At 66.9% G+C, this 21827-nt stretch carries 19 protein-coding genes; 13 read left to right on the top strand and 6 right to left on the bottom strand.

The genetic code is table 11. The features are described 5' to 3' along the window. Nucleotides 1-156: 156 nt before the first annotated feature. The 6 genes from ACRB8A_RS03115 to ACRB8A_RS03090 all read left to right on the top strand — a co-directional run bounded on the left by ACRB8A_RS03115 (nt 157) and on the right by ACRB8A_RS03090 (nt 5869). Nucleotides 157-1002, top strand: a complete 846-nt coding sequence (locus ACRB8A_RS03115; protein ID WP_200933636.1) for a VOC family protein — start codon at nt 157-159, stop codon at nt 1000-1002. A gap of 9 nt (nt 1003-1011) precedes the next feature. Then, the gene (locus tag ACRB8A_RS03110; RefSeq protein ID WP_050684486.1) at nt 1012-1551 is read left to right on the top strand and encodes an NUDIX hydrolase family protein; all 540 of its coding nucleotides are present in this window, start codon (nt 1012-1014) and stop codon (nt 1549-1551) included. Between the two features lie 88 nt (nt 1552-1639). Continuing rightward, the gene (locus ACRB8A_RS03105) at nt 1640-2638 is read left to right on the top strand and encodes a DUF6707 family protein (protein WP_432245563.1); all 999 of its coding nucleotides are present in this window, start codon (nt 1640-1642) and stop codon (nt 2636-2638) included. An 82-nt stretch (nt 2639-2720) separates the two neighbouring features. Further along, complete coding sequence (locus ACRB8A_RS03100) at nt 2721-3446, top strand: SRPBCC family protein (protein WP_050684484.1); 726 nt, start codon at nt 2721-2723, stop codon at nt 3444-3446. A 33-nt stretch (nt 3447-3479) separates the two neighbouring features. Then, nucleotides 3480-4802 carry a tRNA guanosine(34) transglycosylase Tgt gene (tgt, locus tag ACRB8A_RS03095; RefSeq protein WP_432245562.1) on the top strand — a complete coding sequence of 441 codons (1323 nt, stop codon included), beginning with the start codon at nt 3480-3482 and terminating at the stop codon, nt 4800-4802. Nucleotides 4803-4945: 143 nt separating this feature from the next. Next, complete coding sequence (locus ACRB8A_RS03090; protein WP_432245561.1) at nt 4946-5869, top strand: type IV toxin-antitoxin system AbiEi family antitoxin domain-containing protein; 924 nt, start codon at nt 4946-4948, stop codon at nt 5867-5869. A 112-nt stretch (nt 5870-5981) separates the two neighbouring features. Here ACRB8A_RS03090 and ACRB8A_RS03085 read toward each other — a convergent pair whose 3' ends face one another. After that, on the bottom strand, nt 5982-6707 hold the full coding sequence (locus tag ACRB8A_RS03085; protein ID WP_082178195.1) for a queuosine precursor transporter: 726 nt from the start codon (nt 6705-6707) through the stop codon (nt 5982-5984). Nucleotides 6708-6895: 188 nt separating this feature from the next. Here ACRB8A_RS03085 and ACRB8A_RS03080 point away from each other — a divergent pair, with 188 nt between their 5' ends. Further along, complete coding sequence (locus ACRB8A_RS03080; RefSeq protein WP_432245560.1) at nt 6896-7750, top strand: hydroxymethylpyrimidine/phosphomethylpyrimidine kinase; 855 nt, start codon at nt 6896-6898, stop codon at nt 7748-7750. A gap of 84 nt (nt 7751-7834) precedes the next feature. Here the strand turns inward: ACRB8A_RS03080 and ACRB8A_RS03075 are convergent, their stop codons facing one another. The 3 genes from ACRB8A_RS03075 to ACRB8A_RS03065 form a co-directional block, all read right to left on the bottom strand. Further along, the gene (locus ACRB8A_RS03075) at nt 7835-9583 is read right to left on the bottom strand and encodes a pyruvate dehydrogenase (RefSeq protein ID WP_432245559.1); all 1749 of its coding nucleotides are present in this window, start codon (nt 9581-9583) and stop codon (nt 7835-7837) included. Nucleotides 9584-9749: 166 nt separating this feature from the next. Further along, nucleotides 9750-12212, bottom strand: a complete 2463-nt coding sequence (locus ACRB8A_RS03070; protein WP_432245558.1) for a carboxypeptidase regulatory-like domain-containing protein — start codon at nt 12210-12212, stop codon at nt 9750-9752. A gap of 157 nt (nt 12213-12369) precedes the next feature. Further along, a complete protein-coding gene (locus ACRB8A_RS03065) occupies nt 12370-12987 on the bottom strand; it encodes a TetR/AcrR family transcriptional regulator (RefSeq protein ID WP_432245557.1) in 618 nt (205 codons plus the stop codon). 100 nt (nt 12988-13087) lie between these two features. On the opposite strand from ACRB8A_RS03065, the gene ACRB8A_RS03060 reads away from it, so the two are divergent. Next, entirely contained in the window at nt 13088-13375 is a 288-nt protein-coding gene (locus ACRB8A_RS03060) for a hypothetical protein (protein ID WP_056595404.1), read from the top strand. Between the two features lie 122 nt (nt 13376-13497). Here ACRB8A_RS03060 and ACRB8A_RS03055 read toward each other — a convergent pair whose 3' ends face one another. Next, nucleotides 13498-14889, bottom strand: a complete 1392-nt coding sequence (locus ACRB8A_RS03055; RefSeq protein WP_432245556.1) for an MFS transporter — start codon at nt 14887-14889, stop codon at nt 13498-13500. 242 nt (nt 14890-15131) lie between these two features. On the opposite strand from ACRB8A_RS03055, the gene ACRB8A_RS03050 reads away from it, so the two are divergent. The 4 genes from ACRB8A_RS03050 (at nt 15132) to ACRB8A_RS03035 (ending at nt 18833) form a co-directional block, all read left to right on the top strand. Further along, entirely contained in the window at nt 15132-15800 is a 669-nt protein-coding gene (locus ACRB8A_RS03050; protein ID WP_285240211.1) for a response regulator transcription factor, read from the top strand. Beyond that, nucleotides 15797-17239, top strand: coding sequence for a sensor histidine kinase (locus tag ACRB8A_RS03045; protein ID WP_432245555.1), 1443 nt, complete (start codon nt 15797-15799; stop codon nt 17237-17239). The genes ACRB8A_RS03050 and ACRB8A_RS03045 overlap by 4 nt, the downstream gene beginning before the upstream one ends. 25 nt (nt 17240-17264) lie before the next feature. Next, the gene (locus ACRB8A_RS03040) at nt 17265-18230 is read left to right on the top strand and encodes a TAXI family TRAP transporter solute-binding subunit (RefSeq protein ID WP_432246007.1); all 966 of its coding nucleotides are present in this window, start codon (nt 17265-17267) and stop codon (nt 18228-18230) included. A gap of 111 nt (nt 18231-18341) precedes the next feature. Beyond that, nucleotides 18342-18833, top strand: a complete 492-nt coding sequence (locus ACRB8A_RS03035; RefSeq protein ID WP_157407730.1) for a hypothetical protein — start codon at nt 18342-18344, stop codon at nt 18831-18833. A 6-nt stretch (nt 18834-18839) separates the two neighbouring features. On the opposite strand, the gene ACRB8A_RS03030 is transcribed toward ACRB8A_RS03035, so the two are convergent. Then, the gene (locus ACRB8A_RS03030) at nt 18840-20327 is read right to left on the bottom strand and encodes an XRE family transcriptional regulator (protein WP_050686675.1); all 1488 of its coding nucleotides are present in this window, start codon (nt 20325-20327) and stop codon (nt 18840-18842) included. Nucleotides 20328-20504: 177 nt separating this feature from the next. Here ACRB8A_RS03030 and aceA point away from each other — a divergent pair, with 177 nt between their 5' ends. After that, nucleotides 20505-21821: an isocitrate lyase gene (gene aceA / locus ACRB8A_RS03025; RefSeq protein ID WP_056595414.1), complete on the top strand. Its 1317-nt coding sequence runs from the start codon at nt 20505-20507 to the stop codon at nt 21819-21821. Nucleotides 21822-21827: the final 6 nt, after the last annotated feature.

Here is a 21827-nt window from a genome sequence, read left to right as displayed (position 1 = left end):
ATCGCTGCGACACCATCAACGCCACCCGCCGCAGCCACGTCCCGCCCGTGACAGGATGGCTTGGGGGCACCGGGAGCTTTGCCGCCCGGTCTCCGGCCCACCGCCCAGCCGGGCACGGCGTCCCGTCACCATCCGCCAGCACCCCAAGGATCCGCCATGCTCCGCGTCCGGCCCTTTCAGCACACCGCCAGGCTCCTGGAGTGGCAACGGTTGCTCGTTGCCCTGGGCATGGTCCCCGCCACGGGTAACGGCCGCACGTTCGACGCAGGATCCGGCAGGATCTCGCTGCAGCCTGCCCACCCTGCCCTCCCCGGCCTGGCCGGGCGGGCTGAGCTCGGCTTCGAGGTGCGCGTCCTGGCCGAGTTTGCCCGCCGCACCAACCTCGACGCCCAGGGCGACGGCCGGATCCCGGCAGTAATGTCCGGCGACGGCGCCAGCTGCGGCATCAGCGCCCCGGACGGCTTTTCCTTCCTGGCGGCGACCGCCAACCCTGCCGTACCCACAGTGGGCGCGGATCCGGCTCTGGCCGTTGTGGGACTCTGGTTCACGGAAGACCCATCCGCAGCGGCCCGGACCCTGGGCTGGATCGGTGCCCGGCCCAGGACCGGTCATGCCGCCGCCGACGCCTCTGCGTTCACGGCCAAAAACGGCGGCGTCATCCTGGTCAGGCCGGGACACGGCCCGGCCCGCTCCGGCCTTGGTTTTGAGTACGACGGCGACCTGGCCGCCCTGTGCGGGCGGCTCCAGGCCGCCGGCTTCGCCGCTGCCCTGGCCGGCCAGGGACCGGACGGACCGGGCAGCCTCCTGCGGGTTCCACACCCGGACGCCGGGCAGGACCCCGGGAAGGGCACCGTGCCTGGCGCCGGTGGGAACGCCGCGCCCGGGACGGATGCTACAGCCGGACAAGGGGCCGGCGAAAGTACGGCGGGCGGCGCCGTCGACGGAACCGCCACCCCTGCCCCCGGAGAGCTGTGGATCACCCGGCGCCCTCCCATGGGGTAGAACTTAACCATGAACGTGCGCACACCTGACCCGAATCCCGGCTGGCTTTCCGAAGAAGACCTTTTTGAGGCCCGCGGGCGGCTGCCCATGGTGTACGTCGAGGCGGTGCCCGTTCGGCTGGACCCGCTGGGCTTCGTCAACGAGGTGGGGACCCTCCTGCAGGCGGACGAGGACGGCACCATGGTCCGGTCGCTTGTATCGGGCCGCGTCATCTACCGCGAAACAATCCGCGCCGCCCTGCTCCGGCACATGGAAAAGGACCTCGGTCCGCTGGCCTTCCCGCAGCTGCCCATCAGCCCGGTGCCCTTCACCGTGGCCGAATACTTCCCCGCACCGTCGCAGACGGGGTTCACCGACGAACGCCAACACGCGGTGTCCCTGGCGTACGTCATCCCGGTCACGGGAGAGTGCGAACCGAGGCAGGACGCCCTGGAACTGACCTGGATGACCCCGGACGAGGTCCTCAGCCCCGGCGTGCAGCTGGAGTTCGTCGGCGGCCGCGGCGGGCTCATCCGGCAGGCCCTGGCCTTCGCCGGCGTGGGCTACTGACACCCGCACCCCACCCGCCGGGTCCCCGATTTCCGGTGCCCGCCTTTGTAGACTGTTGGGCGGACCGCACAAGAATTTAAGGACTTCCATGACCGAAACACCAGCCGCACGGCGCCACAGCGAACAGCAGGCTGGATCTCTGGGCAGCGGACACCACATCCTGCTGCCGGACGGCCGGGGGACCGCAGAAATCCATCAGATCGAGGTGGAGCGCGACGATTTCGGCGCGCCCGCCCTGGTCCTCGCCAGCCTTTCCGGCGGCGGCACCCTGCGCATCGCCGTGGGCACCACCGTCACCGTGGTGGACCAGCAGGCCGACGCCGTCACCCGCCTTCCCGAGGCGGCCGGACAACCAGCTGAAGCACGGCAGCACCAGCCCGCCGGAACTGCTGCGCCCGCCGCAGCGGCGCCCGCCGTCGTGGTTCCCCCGCTGCCGCCCGTACCACCGGCCATCAAGGGACCCAGCGACGAGGAACTCGCCCTGATCCCCACCGCCGCCGGTACCCCGGAGTCCGTTGTGGAAGCCGCGGCGGAGGCGCACCCGGATGCCATCGGCGTGATGCTGCTGGCGGACCGGCTGGCCAAGGGCGTGAACTTCAAGTCGGGCAGCTGCCTGAAGGACCTCAGCGACCTCGCCCAGGAACTGTTTGTGGCCCTGAAGGACGCCGAGAACGCGCTCCTCGTCGCGGACCTCATCACGGTCCTGCCTTTTGACGGCAACCCCGGCCGCTGGACGTCCGTGGAAGCGGCCCTCGCCCTGGCCAGCTACATCTGCCGGCAGGATGGCCAGGACCGCCGGGCCGCCGTCTACGAGCAGCTGATCCGGACTCCCGAGAACCAGGAAACCGACCCGTTCAAGGCCCGGATGGCGGCCAAGGTGCGGCAGCGTTCGCTCAATGAGCCCAACCTGTACGACAAGGAAATTTTCCGGGCCATCGACAATTCCAACCACGACGCCGAACGGGAATGGCGGCTGCTGCGGCTCGAATCACTGCTGTTCCTGCGCGCGCACGGCGGTTCGGAAACCATCGGCGGCAGCGAACTTAAGCGGCGCATCAGCAACGAACTTGAGGCCGTCCGCGCCTGAGGATCCACCCGGCCGGCGCGGGACAGCGCCGGCCGGCAACTGCCCCCTACCCGGGACGGGGCGGGAGTTGTACATTCGGGGCATGACCAACAATCTGAGCGTAGTGATCAACGCCGACGCGCCGCAGGTCTGGACCATGCTGCGCGAACCCGCCAAAGTTGCCCAGTGGCACGGCTGGCAGGCCGAGGACCTGGACGCCGAAATCAAAGAGATCTACTTCTCCGACGACGTGCAGGAAGCACCGGACCACACCAGCCTCACTGTTCACGGCGGGGACGTCTTTGAGCTCCACCCCGTGCCCACGGGGACCCGGGTCAGCGTGACCCGCGCCGCGCTGGACCACAACTCCGAATGGGCTGCCTGGGATGAGGACATCACCCAGGGCTGGCTCACGTTCCTCGAGCAGCTCCGGTTTGTGCTGGAGCGCCACCCCCGCGGCTCCCGCCACACACTGTTCCTGAACCTCCCGGGCGGTCCGGGCTCCGCCATCGAAAAGCTGGGCCTGGCCGACGTCCCGGCGCCGGGCGGGGACTACCGGCTCACGCTGGGAACCGGCGAGGAGATCTCCGGGAAGGTCTGGTACCGGTCCAACCACCAGGTGGGGCTCACGGTCCATGACTACGCCGACCACGGCGAGGGCCTCCTGGTGGTCACGGACCAGCCGGTCATCGAGGACATCCGGCCCGACGGCGGGTCCCTGGTGATTGCCTCAACGTACGGGCTGGGCGCCCACCGGCTGGAGTCGATCCGTACGGGGTGGGACAACTGGCGCGCTGAGAACTACCCCACATCGGAACCGGCCAGCTGACGGAGCGGCGGGGAATGCTGGCACACTGGTACGGTGCCAGCCAACCCCGCCCCTGCCCCGTCCCAGCAAGCCGCCACTGACGGTACGGCCGGGCAGCCTGCCGTCCAGGCCGAGTTCGGCTTCCGGGTGGGTACCCGGCTGTCGGACTCCTGCAGTCCTTCCGGCGCCCAGGTCTCGGAAAACGGCGGTGAATTCCTGGGCCGCACCGGCAGCATCTCCACCCCGCACGGTGAGATCCGCACGCCGGCGTTCATCGCCGTCGGAACCAAGGCGACGGTCAAAGCTGTCCTGCCCGAATCCATGGCGGACCTTGGGGCGCAGGCGCTCCTGGCCAACGCCTACCACCTCTACCTGCAACCGGGCGCTGACATCCTTGACGAAGCAGGCGGCCTCGGCGCGTTTATGAACTGGCCCGGCCCCACGTTCACCGATTCCGGCGGGTTCCAGGTCATGAGCCTGGGCTCTGGCTTCAAGAAGGTCATCGACATGAAGTCCGTTGATTCCTCCGGACCTGACGACGCCGTGGCGCCCGGCAAGGAACGCCTCGCCCATATCGACGACGACGGCGTCTGGTTCAAGAGCCACCTCAACGGCGACCGGCACCGGTTCTCCCCGGAAATCTCCATGCAGGTCCAGCACCGGATCGGGGCGGACATCATGTTCGCCTTCGACGAGCTCACCACCCTGCAGAACTCCCGTGGCTACCAGGTGGAGTCGCTGGAACGCACCCGGCTGTGGGCGCTGCGCTGCATCGAGGAGCACTTCCGGCTCACCTCCACCCGCGTCGGGAAACCGTACCAGGCGCTGTTCGGCGTCATCCAGGGCGCGCAGTACGAGGACCTCCGCCGCCAGGCCTGCCGCGACCTGGGCGCCATGCCCTTTGACGGGTTCGGCATCGGCGGGGCGCTGGAGAAGGAGAACCTGGGCACGATTGTCCGCTGGTGCAATGAGGAGCTGCCGGAGGACAAACCACGGCACCTGCTGGGGATCTCCGAGCCGGACGACATCTTCACGGCCATCGAGAACGGCGCGGACACCTTTGACTGCGTCTCGCCCACCCGGGTGGCCCGCAACTCCGCCTTCTACACACCGCAGGGCCGGTTCAACCTCTCCGGCGCAAAATACAAACGCGACTTCGGCCCGCTGCAGGACGGCTGCGACTGCTACACCTGCGTCAACTACTCCCGCGCGTACATCCACCACCTGTTCAAGGCCAAGGAAATGATCTCCGCAACCCTGATCTCCATCCACAACGAGCGCTTTGTGGTGAAGATGGTGGACGACGCCAGGCTGGCCATCGAGGCCGGCACCTTCTTCGACTTCAAAGACGAGACGCTGGGGCAGTACTACTCCTGAGCCCGACGCCGTCTTAATCGCCGGAACGGTGTGGGGACGCCGAACCGGGACAGCGTCCCCGCACCGTTCCAGCGTCCCGGTTGTTTTCCACATAACGACGGCGGAACCTGGCCCACGCGCGGAGCCCATCCGAAGCTGGGTGGATGACACAGCTCCCGCCGCTCCCCGCAGCAGGCAACCTTTGGCGGACCGGCCAGCTGCGGGCCGCGGGACTGAACTCCCGGGCCGTACGCCAGCTCGTCAGCAGCGGCGGACTGGTCCGGCTGCGGTACGGCTGCTACATCCGGGGCGCTCTATGGGAAAAGCAGTCCGCTTCGCTTCGCAGTGTGCAGCTGATCCATGCCCATGCTTACGGGACGTTGACGACGTCGACTGGCGGCTTCGTGTACAGCCACACCTCGGCTGCAAGGCTCCATGGCCTTTTCCTTTGGAATGTTGACGACCTGATCCACCTGCTGTTCCGGGTGCGGCCGTCCTGTGAGCGCCTCGGCAAGGACATCCGTGGCCACACCCGGCCGTATTCGGACGCAGAGGTCATGACCCGGGCCACGCTCCGCGTTACCACCCTTGAGCGCACAACGGTGGACTGCGCCTTGATGCTCAGCTACCGCCAGTCGCTGATCATTATGGACAACGCGCTGCGGCTCGGCGCGGATACCTCCCTCATGCAGGCAGCGGCGGACGGGCTGGCAGGGCAGCGCGGGATACGCAACCTCCGGGCGGCTTTGGCCAACGCAGATGCCAGCGCCGAGTCGGCCGGGGAAACGCTGACCCGCGAACTCATCACCCGCCTGCAGCTCCCCAAACCCGAGGCCCAGGTGGAGGTCCGGAGCCGCGCGGGCTGGCACCGGCTCGATTTCGCCTGGAAGGACAAGAAAGTGGCCCTCGAATTCGACGGAAAGGTCAAGTACTTCGACTACAAGCCCACTGCCGAAGTCCTGTTCCAGGAGCGGCGCCGCGAAAAGGCGCTCACCGAGGACGGCTGGTTCTTTGTCCGGGTGGAATGGAAGGACCTGTTCCGGGAGCAGGAGTTCAAACAACGCGTGCTCACAGCCCTAAGACGCTAGTCCTGTTTCCGTGCCCGGTCGGCCTCCCGGCGTCGAAATCGCTGGAACGGTGTGGGGACGCTGACCCGGAACAGCGTCCCCGCACCGTTCCAGCGTTTCGAGTGACATGGGCCTAGGCCGGGTAGCTGGGCTCACGTTTCTTGATCCAGCCGATCACCACGGCGGTGACCGGCACAAACAGGAATTCCACCAGGGTCTTGTAGACAAACCCCACCACCACGTAATTCACAAACATGCCGAAGTCCGTGATGCCGATGACCGAGGCCGCGATGCTGCAGAAGATCAGGGTGTCCACGAACTCGCCGGCGCCGGAGGAGCCCATCAGCCGGGCCCACAGCGACTTCTCGCCGGAGCGGGCCTTCATCCGGACCAGGATCCATGAGTTGATGGTCTGCCCGGCCAGGAACGCCAGCAGCGAGGCCAGCACGATCTGCGGGACGGGTCCCAGCGCGCCTTCCAGCGCAGCCTGCTTGGACGCGCCGAAGTCGTCGTCGAATCCCGGCAGCGCGATGATCACCCAGTAGCTCAACGATGCGAAGACGGACAGCGCGAAAGTGGTGAGGATGGCTTTGCGGGCCACTTTGAAGCCGTAGACCTCGCTGATCACGTCGCCCAGGATGTAGGCCAGCGGAAAAAGGAAAAAGCCGGCGTCGGTGATGATGGGGCCGAATGCCACGCCCTTGGACGCGCCAATGTTGGACAGGATCAGGATGACCGCCATGGCTGCGAGCAGGATCCCGAAGTACGGCGAGCCGATCGAAGCGAACCTGGCCGCCTCGCCTGGGGCTGCGCCGCGCGCGTGGGTGGGGAGGGCGTCAGGGCCCGGGGCAGAAGGCATGGGAGGTCCGTTCAAAGTGGTTCGCTCGGTCGCGGATGCTTCGCGGGCCGGCTGTATTAGCACTGTCGCCCAATTCTCCCATTGGCCGCGCCCGGCTGCCGCCCGTTGTAACGGTGAACACACACTGCCGGAGTGCCCTGTTCAGAAACACAAGGAAAACGGACGACGCCGGATGGCAGGATGGTGCCATGACTTCCGTTTCCGCTGACGCAACACAGCCCGCTGCCCCCGCAGTTGTCCTGACCATCGCAGGGTCCGAAGCCACCGGCGGCGCCGGCGCGCAGGCGGACCTGAAGACCTTCCAGGAACTGGGCGTCTTCGGCATCGCCAACCTGACCTGCATTGTCTCCTTCGATCCGACGGACAACTGGAACCACCGCTTTGTGCCCGTGGACCAGCAGGTGATTGCTGACCAACTGGAGGCGACGACGGCGGCGTACGGCCCGGCGTCGGGCGCGCCGTCTGTGCTGGACAGCGTGAAGATCGGCATGCTGGGCAGCCCGGCCACCATCGCCACGGTTGCCGGCGCCTTGAAGGCCAACGCTTTCCGCCAAGTGGTGCTGGACCCGGTGCTGATCTGCAAGGGCCAGGAGCCGGGACACGCGCTTGACACCGACCAGGCGCTGAAGGCCCATATCCTGCCGCTGGCCACGTTTGTGACGCCCAACCATTTCGAGGCGGAGTCGCTGTCCGGCCTGGTGATCACCGACGTCGAGTCCCTCAAGGCCGCCGCCATCCGCATCCACGAAATCAGCGGCGCAGCAGTCCTGGCCAAGGGCGGAGTGCGCCTGGCCGGTGCGGACGCCGTGGATGTCTTCTACGACGGGTCCACCCTCGAAGTGCTCAGCGCCCCCAAAGTCGGTGAGGTGGCGGTGTCCGGCGCCGGCTGCTCCCTGGCCGCAGCTGTCACCGCTGAACTCGCCAAGGGTGCCTCGCCCCTGGCAGCGGCTCGGACGGCCAAAGCCTTCGTCACGGCCGGCATCAAAAACCGGGTTGCCTCCGGAGCGCCGTTCGACGCGCTCTGGCAGGGCGGCGCCCGCTAGCCAGGCCGCACCGGCTGGAAACTCCAACGCCCCCGCACATCGGTGCGGGGGCGTTGGTATCTCCTCGACCAGGGAATGCGGGCCCTAGCGGCGCGGGATGTTCCTAAGGTTGCTCCGGGCCATGTTCACCGCTTCCCCGGCGCCGCGGTTCAGGACCACCTTGGACATGGCGGTGGCGAAGCCCAGCACCTGCGAGCCGGAGATCTTTGGCGGGATGGACAGCGCGTTCGGATCGGTGATGAGCTCCACCAACGCCGGGCCTGGGTGGGCAAAGGCTTCGCGGTAGGCGGACTCGATCCGGGCCGGGTCCGTGACCCGTTCGGAGTGGAACCCCAGGGCCCGGGCAACCTCTGCGTAGTTCGCATCGGGGACGTCCACACCGAAGTCCGGCAGCCCGTCCACCAGCATCTCCAGCTTGACCATGCCCAGGGTGGAGTTGTTGAACACCACCACCTTGACCGGCAGTTTGTGCGCCGCAACAGTGATGAGTTCACCCATCAGCATGGAGAGGCCGCCGTCGCCGGATACGGAGACGACCTGCCGTCCTGGGAACGCGGCCTGCGCGCCGATGGCGTGCGGGAGGGCGTTGGCCATGGAGCCGTGCAGGTACGAACCGATCAGCCGGCGGGTGCCCAGCGGGTTGATGTACCGGGCCGTCCACACGTTGCACATGCCGGTATCGGCCGTGAAGATGGCGTCCTCAGCGGCCAGCTGGTCCAGGAGCGATGCCGCGTATTCGGGGTGGATGGGCTGTTTTTTCTCCACCTTCCGGGTGTAGGCACCCACGGCTTTGTTCATCAGCCGGTCGTGCTTTTTCAGCATCTGGTCCAGGAAGCGGCGGCTCTTCTTCTGCTTCAGGAGTGGCAGGAGGGCAGCCAGGGTGGGCAGCACGTCGCCGTGCACGGCGATGTCGACGTCGGTCCTGCGGCCTATTTTGTGCGCTGCCCGGTCCACCTGCGCGGTCCGGGTACCGGGCAGGAACTGATCGTAGGGAAAGTCGGTGCCCAGGAGGACCAGCAGGTCCGCGTCGTCGATGCCTTCTGCCGCAGCGCCGTAGCCCAGCAGCCCGGTCATGCCGATGTCATAGGGGTTGTTGTACTGGACAAAGTCCTTGCCGCGGAGTGAGTGGCCGATGGGCGCATGCACACGCTCGGCAAGGGCGATCAGCTCGCTGTGGGCCCCCTCAACCCCCGCGCCGGCGAAAATGGCGACTTTCCCGGCGTCGTTAATGGCATCCGCGAGTTCCTGCACACTGGCCGGATCCGGCACCAGGCTGGCCCGCCGGAAAGTTGCCGGCAGCGGCGTGGGGGTGGTGGCTTCGAGCCCGGCCACGTCACCGGGCAAGGTGACGACGGCGACGCCGCCCAGGCCCACGGCATGCTGGATGGCGCTGTGCATTACGCGCGGTGCCTGTTCGGCGGTGCTGACCAGTTCCGAGTAGACGGAGCATTCATTGAACAGCCGGTCCGGGTGGGTCTCCTGGAAGAAGCTGCTGCCGATCTGCTTGCTGGGGATGTGCGAGGCGATGGCCAGGACGGGCGCGCCGGACCGGTTGGCATCGTAAAGGCCGTTGATCAGGTGCAGGTTTCCGGGGCCGCAGGAGCCGGCGCAAACGGCGAGTTTGCCGGTCAGTTGCGCTTCGGCCGCGGCTGCGAAAGCGGCGGCCTCCTCATGCCGCACATGGACCCAGTCGATGCCGCCCTGGCTGGCGCCCCCGGTCTTGCGGACAGCGTCCACGATGGGGTTCAGGCTGTCGCCCACAATCCCGTAAATCCGCTGCACTCCGGCAGCCTGCAGCTGTTCAATAAGTTGGGTGGCGATTTCCTTGGCCATGCGTGCACACTCCCGCAATCGAATTGATGGGCTGACAGGCCCAATATAGTCCGCCAGGCTGGGTACTTTCCCGTTGGCCCCTTAACGCCGCCGGCCCCCTTCCCGGGATAGGAAAGGGAGCCGGTGGTTACCGCAATGCCGTTCCGGGTGGCCCCGGACAGGCGGATCAGCCGATCAGTGCGGTGGCCGCTGAGTAGCGGGCCAGGGCAGTGTAGGCCGTTTTGGTGCCGGTCACGCGTATTTTGATGGCAGCTCCCTTGTCCGCTGCCACCAGTTTGTAAGTCGGTCCGGTGGCGCCGGTGATGGCAGTGCTGCCGCGGAACCACTGATACGCCAGCGTCACCGGCGCCGGACCCCACGTCCCGGAAACTGCGGTCAGGGTACTTCCCACGGTTTTGGTTCCCGAGATGGTGGGTACCGGACCTGACAGGGTTCCCACCGCGACAGCCGCCGTCGCAGCAGAAGTCTTCGCCGCCGTCGTAAACCCGGCCTTGGACCCCGTCACCCGAACCGTCATGGCCTTGCCCTGATCGGCAGCAGCCAGCGTATACGCCGACGACGTCGCACCCGTCACCGCAACCCCCGCCCGGAACCACTGATACGCCAGCGTCACCGGCGCCGGACCCCACGCACCCGGAACAGCCGTCAACACCGAACCAACCTTCGCCGTCCCGGACACCGTCGGCACCGGCGCAGACAGGGTTCCCACCGCGACAGCCGCCGTCGCAGCAGAAGTCTTCGCCGCCGTCGTAAACCCGGCCTTGGACCCCGTCACCCGAACCGTCATGGCCTTGCCCTGATCGGCAGCAGCCAGCGTATACGCCGACGACGTCGCACCCGTCACCGCAACCCCCGCCCGGAACCACTGATACGCCAGCGTCACCGGCGCCGGACCCCACGCACCCGGAACAGCAGTCAACACCGAACCAACCTTCGCCGTCCCGGACACCGTCGGCACCGGCGCAGACAAGGTTCCGGCAGCAACAGTGACGGACGCCTGGCCGTGGTACGGCTGGAGCGGCCAGTCATAAACGCTGAGCCGGGCGGTGACTTTTTTGCCGGCGTCTGAAGTCTGCAGAAGGAACGTCCGCTGATTGGACCTGTAGTCCTGGACGCCATTCACGAACCAGTCGTAGTAGGGACCGAAATCGGGGACGGGGCTGAGTGTTCCGTGGTTGACGGTCAGGGTGTTTCCCGCGCTGGGTGTGCCCGAAATGGTGAACGGGGCCGATGCAGTGACGGCCTCGGCGCCCGATGCACCGGCGTGCACGGTCTCGGAGTAGGACGAATACCCGGCCTTGGTCCCCGTGACCTTTGCCCAGATGTCATACCCGGCATCGGCGGCAGTGGGCACATACGTGGTGGCTGTGGCGCCGGCTATGTCCTGGAGCTGGGCACCTTCCTTGGAGCGCTGCCACTGGTAGGCCAGAGCCACCGGAGCGGGTCCCCATGCGCCGGGATCAACTGTGAGTGTCTGTCCTGCCTGCGCCGATCCGTAAACGTAGGGCCTGCCCGGAGCCATCGACAGGCCGTCCCGCTCCAGCTGGATTGCTGCGGGCACCCGCTGCCCGGCTGACGTTGCGGTCAGGATGGAAGCGGCTTCCATCGTGGCGACGTTGTTGTAGCACTCGGGCTTGTACCGGTACTCCCGGGGTGCGCCGCCGTAGACCGTGTCGGAAACGCAGAGCTTGTATTTTTTGCCCACGGTCATGCGCCAGTAGATCTTGCCGTTGGCGTCCGAGGTCAGTGGCCCCATCTGGGGGCCGTCCCAGGCGCCGGTTGCGTCGTTGTATACCCACGGGACGTAACCGACGTCGGCAATGGGTGCGCCGTCCGGGCCCGTAACGGTTGCTTCGATCAGCGTTTCATTGCTCATCACAAAATTGGCGTTGGTCCACTTAACCCCGGCAGGAACAGTGGCTGTGGTGTAGGTGTCCACGGCAGCGGTCCCGTTCCAGTACTTCTCCAGGTAAAGCCGCTGCCCGGACTCGTCCCTGACGCTGATGTAGGCCTTGTTGGGCGGGACCTTGCCAAGCGTGTAATACCCGTTGGCATCGGGTTTGGTGCTGCTGACCTGCCCACCGCCGGCGGGCGACGCCTCGACGGAAACGGCTGTCAGCGGCTGCCCTGCCTGGTTGGTGATCCGGCCGCTGATGGTGCCGTACGCCTCCAGCTGCGGGTTGAACGTGGTGGTGGGGGCAGCATCGGTCACGGCCACGGGCGTCGAGTTGTAGGAGCCCGACTCATTGTTGTTCCACTCGCTGGCGTAGGTTGCCGAGCAGGGCCCGCTGCTGCAGGTGGTCCACATCTTGTAGCTGCCGGCTGCCGGTACGGTGAAGCTGTAGGACCCGTCGGCCGCTGTCCACGCGCCGGCCACGGAGGAGGCCGCGGAGTTGTTGGTGTAGGCCCCCACCCACACATCCCCCAGCGGCGTGGCCGTTGCCGTGGCGCTCAGCTTCCCCTTAACAACGCCCTTGAAGGTATAGGTCGCGGCCGAGGCAGGAACGGCGCCGGCGAAGAGGCCGGCGGCCACCAGCACCACCGCCGCCAGGACAGCCCAGGGCCACGCCCACACCCCCTGCCATGGTCTTTGGATCGGATGGTCGGCGGCAGATCGCGGCAACGGCATGGGTAAGGTCCTTTTCCCCAAGAAAGTGACAGAAGGGACCGAGCGGTCCGCTGCCATCGTAGGCGCCGGTCCGCAGCAGCGCCATGGGGAGTTCTGCCCGGCGTCGCGGCAGCGTGGCGTGAACGGACGACGGCGGCGCGCACCCGGGAGTTCAGGTTCAGACTCCTGGGTGCGCGGCTTCCTTAGCCCTGGCATCAGTGAGCAGGGCACCGGCCATCAGCGTGGCCGTCCGCACAATCGCTGCCCGGCGCCGGACGGCCCGGTCCGGCGCGCTCCCGGCCAGGAGGGCGTCGATCTGTGGCAGCACCGGCCAGCCGTCGCACAGCGTGACAACGGTGATCAGCAGGTCCGCCGCGTCCTCGCGGTCCACGCCCGGCAAAACGTCCATCACCTGCCCCACCTTGATGGCGCAATGATCGGTGCGGGTGGCTCTGCTGACGGTTTCCCGCCCGCGTTCCAGCCCTTCCCAGAACACCAGCCGGGGCAGCGCGCCGTCCGTGGTGTGCCTGTCGAACAGCCGGCCCGCATAATCGCCAAAGGCTTCCGGGCCGGAGCCGCGGATGGGAACCTCGGTCATCACCCGGATCATTTCGGCGGCCAGGACGGCGTCGAACAGGTCATCCTTTTTGCCGAAGTATTGGTAGATGCGCTCCTTGTTGACGCCCGCGGCGGCGGCGATCCGGTCCACCCGGGCTCCGGCGAGTCCGTTGGCGCTGAATTCCGCGGTGGCGGCAGCCAGCAGCAGCTCTTTGGTGCGTTCGGTATTCCAGGCCATGGCACCCATCCTACGCAATTTCCAACCAAGTAGTTGCAATTGGCCGGACGTCCCCGTAGTGTCGCCATCAACATAAGCAACTAACCAGTTGGAGATTTCGATGACTGCCGTGCCACAGCCCGCCACCGACACCCCTCCCGCGGCTGCCCTGACGCCTCTGCCGCCCGCACCGCCGTCCATCCACACCCGCGCCGTCATGACCTGGCTGGCCATCTTTCCGCTCGTTTCCATCGGCATGCTGGTCCTCGGTCCGCTGATGGACAGCTGGCACCCGGTGCTCCGGGCCATGGGGCTGACCCTTCTGGTGGTTCCGTGCGCCGTTTACGTGGTGCTCCCCCGGTTCTTCCGGCTGCACGGGGCCCTGGCAAGTCGCCGCGCGGCACGCTGACAGCTGCCGTAAACGCCAAAGGTGCGGTGCCGTAAACGCCAAAGGTGCGGTGCCGGCGAAAGCCGGCACCGCACCTTTTCCTGCATCTTCCGCTTACCCCGGCTGGGGCAACCGGGCGTGAACTAGCGCCTTACCTCGAGGAGGTCGGCGCCGTCGTCGGACTTGGCAACGTCCCAGGCGTGGCCCTGTTCCTCATCCAGCTGGGTGGGCTTCTTGTTTTTCAGCGCGAAAATGTACACCAGCAGCGACAAGGCAATGGCCACCGTGACGTAGGTGAAGAAGAGCTCGATGTTGCCGGCCTTCTGCAGCGCCGCGCCAATCAGGGGAACCGTTCCACCAAACAGGGAGTTGGCGATGGCGTACCCCAGGCCCACGCCGAGGGCGCGGATGGAGGCCGGGAAGAGTTCGGCCTTCACCAGTGCGTTGATGGACGTGTAGCCGCCCACAATGACCAGGCCGCCGAGCATCAGCAGGAAGGCCGTGAAAGGATCCCGGGTCCCGCCCAGCGCGGACAGCAGCGGCCACGTAAACAGGACGCCGGTGATTCCGAACCACAGCAGCAGCGGCTTGCGGCCCACCTTGTCGGAGATGATGCCGTAGACCGGCTGCAGGCACATAAAGATCAGCAGCGCCCAGAAGTTGATCACGGACGTCTCGGTCTTGGCGATGCCGGAGGAATCGTTCATGAACTTCAGGATGAAGTTGGTGTACGTGTAGAAGGCAACGGTGCCGCCCAGCGTGATGCCGATGCAGATCAGCAATGGCTTGAGGTGCTTGGTCAGCAGGAGACGCATCGTTCCGGGCTGGGCCTCGCCGGCAACCTTCACGTGTGCGGCGCGCAGCTGGTCGGAGGACAGCGTCTCCTCCATGGAGCGCCGGAGCCAGAGAACCACCAGTGCCGCCACCCCGCCGATCGCGAACGGGATCCGCCAGCCCCATTCGGTAAGCACGGTGCCGCCCATGCTGTTCTGCAGGATGATCAGGACCAGCAGCGCCAGCATCTGGCCGCCCACCAGGGTCACGTACTGGAAGCTGGAGAAGAACCCACGACGGCGGGACGTTGCCGCTTCCGACATGTAGGTTGCGCTGGTGCCGTACTCGCCACCGACGGAGAAACCCTGTACCAGGCGGATGAACACGAGGATGATGAGCGCCCAGATCCCGATGACGTCCTTGGTGGGCAGGATGGCGATGGCGAACGAGCCGGCGGACATCATGGTCACGCTCAGGGTCAGGGCAGCCTTGCGTCCCTTCCGGTCGGCGTACCGGCCGAAGAACCAGGCTCCGATGGGCCGCATCAGGAAGGTCGTGGAAAACACCGCCATGGCCTCAAGGCCCGCCTGGAGGTCACTTTCGGAGCTGAAGAAGTGGGACTGGAAGTAGGCGGCGAAGACGGTGTAGACGTAGAGGTCGTACCATTCAACGAGGTTGCCGGCGGATCCTTTCAGGATGTTGCCCACGGCCCTCCGGGTCTGGGCCGCCTCGTTACGCGGCGTTGCGTGTTGGGTGCTCATCAGTGAACCTTCCTTGGCGTGGACAGTCTCCCGAACGGTTGGAGGACTTCCACCAAGTTAGGGGTGATGCGGCGCACAACCAACGCCGGGACGGCTTTCCTAACACTTCCTTAGGATTCGCCCAGCCGGGCCCCGCCCATGCCGCCGCAGGTATCCGGCAATGGCCCGCCCCGGGTAATTCCGGCCCGCACGCGATAGTCTCCAGTGACGCTTCCACCCGGCAGCGCAGAAAAGGACAGGCAATGGATGTGCTGATCGTCGAGGACGACGACGCCATGGCCGCTGCCCTGACCGCCGCGGTTGGCTCAGCCGGACTGCATACCACCCGGGTCTCCCGCGGAGCCGACGCCCTGCTCTTGCACCGGAACTTCCAGGTGATCCTCCTGGACCTGGGGCTGCCGGACATGGACGGGCTGGAGGTCCTGCGGAAGCTCCGCCAGGTCACGGACTGCCCCATCCTGATCCTGACCGCCCGCGATGATGAACGCAGTGTGGTCCTGGGCCTGCGCTCCGGCGCGGACGACTACCTGGTCAAACCCGTCAAGTTGGTGGAGTTGTTGGCCAGGATCGAGGCGGTGACTCGCCGGGCAGGGCGCGCCCGGGACAGCGCGCCGGCCACCATTTCCCTGGCCGGGCTGGAGATCGACGTGAACCGGCGGTCCGCCACCCGCGACGGCGCGGTCCTGCCGCTGACGGCCACGGAGTTCGACCTGCTGGCCCTGCTGGCCCGCCATGCCGGATCCGTGGTCACCCGGGAACAGATCCTGGACGCGCTGTGGGGCGATGCGTTCCTGGCCTCGTCCCGGTCGCTGGACGTGCACCTCACTGGGCTGCGGGCCAAGCTGCAGAAGCCCGGCTTCATCATCAACGTGCGCGGGGTGGGCTATCGGGTGGAGGCTGATCCGGCGTGAGGATCCGGGTCCTGGGCATCCTGAGCGTGCTGTGCCTGGCGGTGGTTTTTCTGGTCACCGGAACCATCCTGACCTCGGCGTCCCGGGAGCTGACCCAGGAACTGCAGATCAACCGCGCAGCCTCGCTGAACCGGCTGGCGCAGGTGGCCTTCGATGCCTCGTCCGACGGCGACACCGCCCGGCTGCAGCGCGACATGGACACGTACTCGGGGTTGTACGGGGAGGGCATTGTGGTCCGGGTACAGCAGTCAATGCTGCGGTCCGGCGGCCTGGACGGAGACCGGGCGGACGTCGCTGCTGCGTTGTCGCAGGCCAGGCTCAATGTAAACGGCACCTCGCTGGCGCCGATTGAGCCGTTCGGTGCCGGTTCCCAGCTCGTGTTCCGGCCCTTTGGAAGTGCCAGCCAAGTGCTGGGGGCTGTGGTCCTGGAAGTGGACCTGGACGCCGCCCGCCAAAAACTCCGGGAACGCTGGCTGCTGGTGGGAGCTGCCGCACTGGCGCTGGCAGCCGTCCTGCTGCTGGGGGCCGCACGGCTGACCGGCTGGGTCCTGCGGCCCGTCCTGCGGCTGGATTCCGCCGTGACCGAGCTGGAACGGACAGGCCGGGCAGGCAGGCTGCCGGAGGACGGCCCGCCGGAGCTCCGCCAGCTGGGCAGGTCCTTCACTGCCATGGCCGGTACGCTGACGGCCAGCCTCGACTCCCAACGCCAGCTGATCGCCGACACATCCCACCAGCTCCGGAATCCCGTGGGAGCCCTGCGGCTGCGGATGGACCTGCTCCAGCTGGAGTTGGCAACGGCCCGGGAACGCGGCGCCGCGGACAGTGTCATGGCGGAGCTGGAACGTGTGGAGGAAATCCTGGACGGCGTGCTTAAGCTTGCCGCCGCCGAGCACCGGTCATCCGAGGACGCCGCCCGGCCGTTCAGCGGTCCGGCCCGGCCGCCGGCCCAGACCATGGACCCGTACCCGGTCCTGCAGGGGGAAGTGGAGCGGGCCCTGCCGGCGGCGGAGCGGGCGGGCTGCCGCCTGGTGCTGGCCCCGCCGCCGGCGCCCAGCGCGTTGGTGGGCTGCCATCCGGCGGAACTCGCGCAGATGGTGGCTGAGTTGCTGAACAACGCCGTCAAGTATGCGCCGACTGCAACGGTCACAGCGAGCCTCCAAGTTGACCCCGGCACTGCAGTGGTGGAAATTTCCGACGACGGTCCCGGGCTTTCCGCGCCGGACCGGGCCGCCGCCGCCACCAGGTTCTGGCGGGCGGCGCAGCACTCCGCGGTCCGGGGGACGGGGCTGGGGATCACTATTGTGGGTGAGCTGGCGGCAGCCAACGGCGGCCGGTTGGTGCTGGCCGCGGTCGAACCCCATGGCCTGGCGGTGCGGCTGGAGTTCCCGGTGCTGCCGGATCAGCGGCTGGCCACGGACCCGGGAGCCAGGCGTGGCTGACGCCGGTGCGGGGCTTTCACGGCGGATGGTCCTGCGGGGCGGGCTTGCCGCAGGACTCGCCCTGGGACTGCCGGCTGCGCTGGCCGGCTGCACAGGTGCCGGCCGCCCTGATCTGGTCACCGTTGCCGGTGGTGAGCCTGGCGGCTTCTACCTTGAGTTCGCTGCCCTCCTGGCCGCTGCGCTGGAACGGCACGGGGTGGCCGGCAAAGCCACTGCCGTCCCCACCGGCGGCAGCCTGGACAACCTGGCGGAACTGCGGGCGGGCCGGGCCACGTTTGCCGTGGCCCTGGCGGACGCCTCGGGCACCGGAACGCCGGTTGAGGCCGGGACGGATCTTGCTGCCCTGGGCCGGGTTTATGAAAACTACGTTCATTGCGTGGTGCGGCGGGACAGCGACATCAGTGCACTCGGCCAGCTGGCCGGCCGCCGGATCGCCGTGGGCCAGCCGGGCTCCGGCACCTCCCTAACCACACCAAGGATCCTTGCGGCTGCCGGCCTGTCCGCCTCGCCGGAAGGTGCGGCATCGAAGGCGGGGACCGTCGTCGTCCTCAACCTGGGGCTCAACGAGGGACTGGCCGCCCTGCGGGCTGGCTCCGTGGACGCCTTGTTCTGGTCCGGCGGTGTGCCCACGGCGGCCATCGCCGTTGCGGGGCAGGACGTGGCGCTCGGGCTGCTGGACCTGTCCGCGGTGCTCCCGGAGCTCCGCCGGCAGCACGGGGCGGTGTACGACAGGGTGCTGATCCCCGCCGACAGCTACCCGGGCGTGCCGGCGGCGTGGACCGTGGGCGCCGCAAACCTGTTGCTGTGCCGGCCCGACCTGGACGCCGCAACAGTGCAGCGGACCGTGAAACTGCTGGTGGACAACGCCAGTGAGCTGATCCCGGAATCAAGCCTCGGGGTGCAGTTCCTCAGCCCGGAAAGCCTGATCAACACGGCCGGCATCACCCTGCATCCGGCGGCCGCTGCCGCGTACCGGGAGTTGCACGGCTAGGGCGTTTCTCGGTGTTTTCCACATACGTCCGATGGGTCGTGGCTGCCGGTTATCTTCGGGCCTAGCTTTGGAGCACAGCCTGTCAATGCTGACAGCGCAGGAGAGGAAACGATGGCCACGAAATCACGCAACGCGAGGGGTCAACGGCATCATGCCAGGTGTCAGCCGGGAAACCCCTTCGTCAACGCAGACCAACACGTGGTTCTGCCCTCGCCCGCTAATGTACGCGAACTGGAAGCCCTCACTCCGGCCTTTATCCGCTGGTTCCGGGCGGGCCCCGGTAATCCTGACGCGACGTTTGTCGTCGAGCATCTGGCCTTCTTCTTTCGCTTTTACCCGCGGGACGAAGAAACATCCTCCATCACTGCATTGCATCCGGAGGATGTGGCCGCGAAGATGGCTTCGCTCCTTCTGCATACAGTCCAGGAAGGAATTGTGGCCATGTACTGTTTGATGCACTTTGTGGAATTTCTCCGCGATTCCAGCCGGTGGACCGGCGACCAGGAATCGTTCCGGGCAGTCCACGGGCTCCTTACCGATTTCATCTGCATCGATCTCAGGGCGGCGCGCCAAAGCCTGGACAGGGCAGTACGCCGCGGCTAAGCCGGCTCAGCTTCCCGAATGCGCCTGCAGGAAGCTGTACACCTCGGTTTCGTCCACGCCGGGGAACGCGCCGGGCGGCATCGCGGCCAGCAGGTGCGAGTGGGCGCGGGCGGACGGCCAGGCGTTTCCCGCCCATTCGGACGCCAGCGCCGCCGGCGGCCGCTTGCAGCAGTTGGGGTCCGGGCACAGCGACTTTTCCCGTGCGGTGGTCTCCCGTCCGCGGAACCACTTCACGTGCTGGTACGGCACCCCGATGGACAGGGAGAACTCGCCGTTGGCGGAGCGCTCCGTCCGCGCTGTGCACCAGTACGTGCCGGACGGCGTGTCCGTGTACTGGCTGTAGGCACTGAACTTGTCGGGCACATCGAAGACGGCCCGCGACGTCCACGCCTTGCACGACGGTTGGCCCTCGATGGCGCCGGTATGGTCCTGCGGGAACGTCACGCCGTCGTTCTCATAGGCCTTGTAGATGATGCCGCTTTGGTGGGTCTTCTGGAAATGGGTGGTGATCCCCAGATGCCGGGTGGCGAGGTTGGTGAAACGGTGCGCGGCCGTCTCGTAGGAAACCGCAAACGCGTCCCGGATATCCTCAACAGCGATCTCCTTCGCCGCCTTGGCCTTCTGCAGGAAGTCCACCGTCGTCTGCTCAGGCAGGAGCAGCGCCGCCGCGAAATAGTTCGTGGCCACGCGCTGGGCCAGGAAATCACCGTAGTTTTTCGGCGTCTCGTGCCCCAGCACGTAGTGGCCCAAGGCCTGCAGCAGCACGGAACGGGGGTCATGGTCCTGCCGTTGGCTTTGCGTCAGGTAAATTCGGCGGTTCTTCAGGTCCGTCACCGACCGGGTGGAATGCGGCAGGTCCCCTACGTGGTGGAGGCTGAAACCCAGGTTCTCCGCGATGTCCGCGATGACGTGCTGGGACAACGGACCGGAGGTGTACCCCACGGCGGCCAGCACCTTCTTCGCCTCCGCCTCGTACTCCGGGAAGTAGTTGCCGCGCTCGCGCATCATGGCCCGCAATCCGCCGTTGGCCCGCCGGGCCTCCTCGGGGGTTGCCACCTGTTCGTTCAGCTTGCGTTCCAACTCGTGCAGCAGCCCCACCTGGGCTTCCAGCACATCCAGCGGAAGCCTTGAGCTGATGCGGATTTTGGGGATGTTCAAGGTCTCATACAAGGGCCCCCGCTGGTAGCGTTCCAGCTCGATCTCCAGGGCCGCCCGGCGACTTGGCGGTTCGGCCCCAAGCAGCTGTTCGATCCCCACCCCCAGCGCAGCGGCGAGCTGCTGCAGCATCCCGAGTTTGGGTTCCCGCTTGCCGTTCTCGATCAGGCTCAGCTGGCTTGGCGCAGTTCCCACCGCGGCACCCAGGCCGTCAAGGGTCAGGCCTGCCGCTTTCCGCAGATGCCGGACCCTGCGGCCCAGGCTGATGACGTCCAGTTCGGGGACGGCGGCGGGGACGGTGGACGGCGCAACGTTGCGGTTCCAGCTGGTAGGCGGCATTTATGCAGGATAAGCGAAGAAACGCATTTCTTTCCAGTCTTTTGATCTATTTTCCGGATTGCAACTACGGAAAAGTGTTGTTCACGGAAAAGATTTGCACCACCGTACCGGCCCGCCGGCAACCGCAGCGAAGCGGCCCGGCGGCCGGAACCCTGGCGCATAAACGAGGAGACAACGATGACTGCAGCTTTTGAGCCCGCCCAGCAGACGCCCGGCCAGCAGGCAGCGGCCCTGGAACTTGAGTGGGCTGCCAACCCCCGCTGGGAAGGCGTGACCCGCGACTACTCAGCCTCCGACGTCGTCAAGCTCCGCGGCCGGGTCACCGAAGAGCAGACCCTGGCCCGTCGCGGTTCGGAAAAGTTGTGGAAGCAGCTCACGGAAGAGCGCCAGACCGGCGGCTACACCAACGCCCTCGGCGCCCTCACCGGCAACCAGGCCGTGCAGCAGGTCAAGGCCGGGCTGCGCGCCATCTACCTCTCCGGCTGGCAGGTCGCCGCGGACGCCAACAACTCCGGGCACACCTACCCGGACCAGTCCCTGTACCCGGCCAACTCGGTCCCCACCGTGGTGCGCCGGATCAACAACGCCCTGCTCCGGGCGGACCAGATCGAGTTCTCCGAAGGCATCCAGACCGTCGAGGACTGGCTGGTGCCCATCGTGGCCGACGCCGAGGCAGGCTTCGGCGGGCCGCTGAACGCCTACGAACTCATGAAATCCATGATCCAGGCGGGCGCGGCCGGCGTGCACTGGGAAGACCAGCTCGCCTCTGAAAAGAAATGCGGCCACCTGGGCGGCAAGGTCTTGATCCCCAGCCAGCAGCACGTCCGCACCCTGAACGCTGCCCGGCTCGCCGCCGACGTCGCCGGCACCCCCACCGTGGTCATCGCCCGCACCGACGCCGAGGCCGCCACCCTCATCACCTCGGACGTCGACGAACGCGACCAGGAATTCATCACCGGCGAACGCACGGCCGAAGGCTTCTACAAGGTCCGCAACGGCATCGAACCCTGCATTGCCCGCGCCAAGGCCTACGCCCCCTACTCGGACCTGATCTGGATGGAAACCGGCACCCCGGACCTGGACCTGGCCCGCAAATTCGCCGAAGCCGTCAAAGCCGACTTCCCGGACCAGATGCTCTCCTACAACTGCTCGCCCTCCTTCAACTGGCGCAAGCACCTGGATGACGACACCATCGCCAAGTTCCAGCGTGAACTCGGCGCCATGGGTTTCACCTTCCAGTTCATCACCCTGGCCGGATTCCACGCCCTGAACTACTCGATGTTCGACCTTGCCCACGGTTACGCCCGGGACGGCATGAGCGCTTACGTCGAGCTCCAGGAAAAGGAATTCGCCTCCGAGTCCCGCGGCTACACCGCAACGAAACACCAGCGCGAAGTCGGCACCGGCTACTTCGACAGCATCGCCACCGCGCTCAACCCGAACGCGTCAACACTCGCCCTCGTGGGATCCACAGAAGAAGGCCAGTTCCACTAATCCCCA

This window comes from Arthrobacter sp. G.S.26 (assembly GCF_050847375.1).
GTDB lineage: Bacteria > Actinomycetota > Actinomycetes > Actinomycetales > Micrococcaceae > Arthrobacter.
This window is presented reverse-complemented; position numbering and strand designations above follow the sequence as displayed.